Source organism: Acidovorax sp. KPB24-07 (assembly GCF_057543315.1).
This window is the reverse complement of sequence record NZ_BAAJYS010000349.1, coordinates 1-3,497: the sequence shown is the minus strand read 5'-3', so window position 1 is coordinate 3,497 and position 3,497 is coordinate 1. Positions and strand designations below refer to the sequence as shown.

The window sequence follows — 3,497 nt, the reverse complement described above, 5'->3', positions numbered from 1 at the left end:
GCGATGCCGTCGATCACGCTGGTGATGTCGGCGATGCGGCGCGAGGACTGGGCGATGCCGTCCATGGTGCCCACCACCCGCTCCACCGCGTCGCGCCCGCGCCGTGCCACGTCGCTGGCCGACACCGCCAGGTGGGTGGCCTGCTGGGCCGCATCCGCGCTGTGGCGCACGGTGGACAGCAACTCTTCCATGCTGGCTGCGATTTCCTCCAGGTTGGAGGCCGTCTGCTCGGTGCGCGCCGACAGGTCCGAATTGCCGGCCGCGATCTCGGCGCTGGCGCCGGCCACCGACGTGCTGGCCTGCCGCATGCCGATCACCAGGCCGGTCAGGCGCGCCTGCATGCCATCCAGGCGCGCCAGCATGGCCCGCACCTCGTCACGGTTGCCGGCGCCGATGGCCGGCACGGTGGAGGTCAGGTCGCCTTCGGCGATGCGGTCCGCCACCGTGGATGCATGCGACAGCGGCCGCAGGATGGAACGCGACAGCACCACGGCGCACACCAGCGCCAGCAGCAGCCCCAGCACCGAGCCGCCCACCAGCAGCGCGATGCCCTGGCGTTCGCTGGCGGCGGCGGCGGCCCGGTCTTCCTCCACCTGCTTGCGCTGGTAGTCGGCCATGTCGTTCACCGCCGCGGCATAGCGGTCGGCCGCGGGGCGCAGCAGTTTGCCCACCGCATCCGGCGGCAGGGTTTCGCCGGCCTTGCGCCGCTTGACCAGGTCGTCGCGCGCCCCCCGGAAAGCGTTTCCCGCGGTGTCGATGGCCTCGAAGATGCGCTTGGATTCGCTGTCCGTCGCCAGCTCTTCGAGCCGCTTGCGCACCTCGGTCGATCGGGCGGAGGTGGCCTTGCGGTCGGCATCGATGCGCGCGGCATAGGCGGGGTTGTCGATTTCCAGCAGGGTTTCGGCGCGCGAGGAACTCAGCACCACGATCGCGTGCAGTTCGCGCGCCAGCAAGGCCCGCTCCGCCGCCGGTCCGCCCAGGCCATCGGCGATGTCCTGCAGTTCCATGAGCCGCCAGATGCCCACGGCAGCGGCGAGGGACATGACCAGGCAGATGACCCCGAAAGCCAGGGCAAGGCGCAGGGAAAGGCGGGCGTTGTTCAGGGTCATGTCAGATACCGGTGAGAAAGGCCGCAGGCGGGAAAGAGCGGCCGGCGGTGCGCCAGGCGCATGGGGTGGGGTCCATGGTAAGTATCGGCACCGGTTCTGACAACTTGATACAAGCGCAAAAAAAGAGCGGCTGGATCGCTCCGGCCGCTCTTTCGCGAGGCAGGCGGCATGGAAGGCCGCCCGCTCAATTCATAAGCCCCTTCAGGCGTTCGTCTGCAGCGCGGCAATGCGCTCTTCGATCGGCGGGTGGGTGCTGAACAGCTTGCCGATGCCGCCGGCGATGCCCAGGGCGGCCATGTTCTTGGGCAGTTCGGCCGGGTGGGCGCCGCCCAGGCGGGCCAGCGCGTTGATCATGGGCTGCTTGCGGCCCATCAGTTGCGCCGCGCCAGCGTCGGCACGGAATTCGCGCTGGCGGCTGAACCAGGCCACGATCATCGACGCCAGGAAGCCCAGCAGGATGTCGAGCACGATGGTTGTGGCGTAGTAGCCGATGCCGGGGCCGGAGCTGTTCTCGTCGTTCTTGCGCAGGAAGCTGTCCACCGCATAGCCGATGACGCGGGACAGGAACACCACGAAGGTGTTCATCACGCCCTGGATCAGCGTCATGGTCACCATGTCGCCATTGGCGATGTGGGCCACCTCGTGGCCGATCACCGCCTCGACCTCCTCGCGCGTCATGCCCTGCAGCAGCCCGGTGGACACCGCCACGAGGGCATTGTTCTTGAACGCGCCGGTGGCGAACGCGTTGGGGTCGCCGGGGAAGATGCCGACCTCGGGCATGCCGATGCCGGCCTTGTCGGCGAACTTGCGCACGGTCTCGACGATCCAGGCCTCATCGGCCGACCCGGTGCCGTCGATGATCTGCACGCCCGCGCTCCACTTGGCGACGGGCTTGCTGATCAGCAGCGAGATGATGGCGCCGCCGAAGCCCATGATGAAGGCAAAGCCCAGCAGTGCCCCCAGGTTCAGGCCATTGGCGGTCAGGAAGCGGTTGACGCCCAGCAGGCTGGCGACGATGCCCAGCACCACCACGACGGCGACGTTGGTCAACAAGAAAAGCGCGATTCGTTTCATCGAAGGGTTCTCCACGGAGGGATACGGGGGTGTGACCAGCGGCAGGAACGCGCTGTCACAAACCGGAAAATGGGGATGGTGCGCAGGCGTTCAAGCCGTGTTCGCAGCGTTGCGATGGCCCTGGTGTGGTTTGTTATGCGGGGCGCGCGCTGCGGAATACGAGGGAGTCATCATAGAAGCAAAAGTTCTCGTTCTCGGGCCACCAGCCGGGCACTCCGAGCACCGGCAGCGGCAGAAAAGGCTTGGTGGCCAGGTGCACCGCATCGAGCGCGCCGGCCAGCCAGGCATCCACATCCGCTACCGAATCCATAGCACCCTGCGCTTGATACACATGCGCCGTGATCGGTTTTCTTGGTGCCTCGAGTTTTTCCAGCAAGGCATGGCCGAACAGCACCAGCTGCGCCTGCCGCCACAGCGGCCGCAGATCGACGAACAACCGCCGCCAGTCGCGCGCCGCCAGCGCCTGCCACAGCGGCGCGGGGGCGAACAGCACGGCGCCGTTTTCATCGAACAGCGTGATCGCATCGCGCAGCGGCCCGCGCACCGCGCCCACCCCGGTCTGGGCGATGGCCTCGGCCTGCAGGGCATTCAGCCGGCGCTTGGCCTGCGGGTACCGCAGCCAGACCAGGCCATTGAAGAAATCGTGCAGGTTGTCGCGGGTGGGGACGGTGCCGGTGTCGAAGATGAACGCCTCGTAGGCCTGGCCCGCCGGCAGCGCCGAGTGCGCCACGAAGCGCACGGCGGCGCCCGGCATCCGGTTCAGGGCGTCCGGCAGGGGCGTGCCGGACTGCCACGCCGCCCGGACCGCGGGGCCCAGGTGTTGGAACGGCTGCAGCCAGGGCGGTACCGCGCCGAGCGCGCCAGGGCCCACGGATTCAGCGCGCCTCAGGGAGGTAGCGGACCGCGTTGGGCTGCGTCTGGGGCTTCAACTCGAACTGGTCGGGGAATTTCTTGAACAGCTTGGTCGATGCCGTGTTCTTGCCCAGCAGCTTGGCGTCGTGCAGCAGTTTCACGATGTCGCCCAGCGGCTGCCACTGCCCGGCCCTCAGGGCAGGGGCATGGTCCAGGATGTGGCGGACGCTCACGGCCTCGCCCGCACCCGAGGCCGACCGCGCCCGCCGGCCACCCGCCCCAGCGTCATCCGCCGCCTTGGCCGCCGTGGTGGAAGCCGCCTTCCTGGCGGCGGCTTTCTTCGCCGGCGCCTTCCTGGACGGTGCGGCCTGCACCGCCGGCTTGGGCGCAGCGGCCTTGCGGGGGGGTGGTTTTGCGCGCGGGGCGTTTTCTTGGCCGCGGGGCTTCGCGGGGGCCGGTGGT

The 3,497-nt window shown here is 68.9% G+C and carries 3 protein-coding genes and 1 pseudogene; all 4 read right to left on the bottom strand.

The genetic code is table 11. The annotated features are described in order from the left end of the window. Positions 1-1,109: MCP four helix bundle domain-containing protein (locus AC27IQ_RS20715; RefSeq protein ID WP_487090617.1), on the bottom strand; the 1,109-nt coding region annotated here is incomplete at its 3' end. A 201-nt stretch (positions 1,110-1,310) separates the two neighbouring features. Beyond that, on the bottom strand, positions 1,311-2,183 hold the full coding sequence (htpX, locus tag AC27IQ_RS20710; protein WP_272565273.1) for a protease HtpX: 873 nt from the start codon (positions 2,181-2,183) through the stop codon (positions 1,311-1,313). A 133-nt stretch (positions 2,184-2,316) separates the two neighbouring features. Next, positions 2,317-3,054, bottom strand: coding sequence for a DUF3025 domain-containing protein (locus AC27IQ_RS20705; RefSeq protein WP_487090616.1), 738 nt, complete (start codon positions 3,052-3,054; stop codon positions 2,317-2,319). A 4-nt stretch (positions 3,055-3,058) separates the two neighbouring features. Continuing rightward, a pseudogene (locus tag AC27IQ_RS20700) lies at positions 3,059-3,497 on the bottom strand (hypothetical protein); the annotation flags it as partial.

Bases quoted from the DNA above. Each gene is read 5' to 3' on its own strand.
- htpX (WP_272565273.1), bottom strand. From the start codon at position 2,183: ATGAAACGAATCGCGCTTTTCTTGTTGACCAACGTCGCCGTCGTGGTG.